Source organism: Hyphomicrobium sulfonivorans, assembly GCF_013306565.1.
Taxonomy (GTDB): Bacteria; Pseudomonadota; Alphaproteobacteria; order Rhizobiales; family Hyphomicrobiaceae; genus Hyphomicrobium_A; species Hyphomicrobium_A sulfonivorans.
On record NZ_PZPO01000014.1, the window covers coordinates 1 to 1,077 of the forward strand.

At 70.8% G+C, this 1,077-nt stretch carries 1 protein-coding gene and 1 pseudogene; both read left to right on the top strand.

All coding sequences use genetic code 11. The annotated features are described in order from the left end of the window. The coding region (locus C6Y62_RS16145) for an ABC transporter permease (RefSeq protein ID WP_173954803.1) at positions 1-490 on the top strand (490 nt) is incomplete at its 5' end. Further along, positions 487-1,077 (top strand): annotated as a pseudogene (locus C6Y62_RS16150) (ABC transporter permease); the annotation flags it as partial. The gene C6Y62_RS16145 and the pseudogene C6Y62_RS16150, both read left to right, overlap by 4 nt.

Sequence of the window (1,077 nt, forward strand, 5' to 3'; positions counted from 1 at the left end):
CGTCCTCCCGACGTCCGGCGGGTACGCCGCCGCGACACCGGGTTTCAACGGGGCCTTCATCTCCGAGGCCTTCACGCACTCGCTGCTCCCGGCCCTGTCGCTCCTCATCGTCGCGCCGGTCGGCTGGGTCCTCGGCATGCGCAACACGATGATCATGAACCTCGGCGAGGACTACATCCGGCTCGCGAAGGCCAAGGGCCTGCCGGAGCGCCGGATCGCGCTGCGCTACGCCGCCCGCAACGCCCTGCTGCCGAGCGTCACCGGGTTCGCCCTCGCGCTGGGCAGCGTGCTCGGCGGGGCGATCCTCGTCGAGACCGTCTTCGACTACCCGGGCCTGGGCCGGCTCATGGGTGAGGCCGTCGGCGCCAAGGACTACCCCCTGCTGCAGACGCTGATGCTGCTGACGACCGTCGGCGTGCTGCTGGCGAACCTCGTCGCCGACCTGCTCTACGGCGTCCTCGACCCCCGTGCGCGAAGGAGCGAGTCGTGACCACCACCCCAGCCTCCGACCCGATGCGGGTCGGCGACGTCGACCAGGGCCAGGACACCGCCGCGGCCGAGGAGGTCAGCGACAGCCAGGCGCCCGACCCCTGGTGGAAGATCGTCTGGAGCAGCAAGAAGGCGCGGGTCGGCATCGTCATCGTCGCCGTCTACGTCCTCGTGGCGCTCTTCGCGCCCCTCATCGCCCCGCACGACCCGTCGAACGCCGACTTCGTGCCCCTCGCCGGGCCGAGCGCCGAGAACTGGCTCGGGACGACGACCGACGGACAGGATATCGCCTCCCAGCTCATCTACGGCTCCCGCGTGTCGATGCTCGTCGGGCTCTTCGGCGGCGTGCTCGCCACCCTCATCGCGCTGTTCATCGGCATGGTCTCGGGCTACGCCGAGGGCACCCTGCTCGACGACGGCCTGACCTTCGTCACCAACGTCGCCCTCGTCATCCCGGTGCTGCCGCTCATCATCACGCTGGTCGCCTACGCCGAGACGCGCGGTGTCGGGCTCATCGTCGCGGTCATCGCCATCACCTCGTGGGCCGGGGCCGCGCGCGGCAAGCGCTCGCAGATCATCACGCTGCGC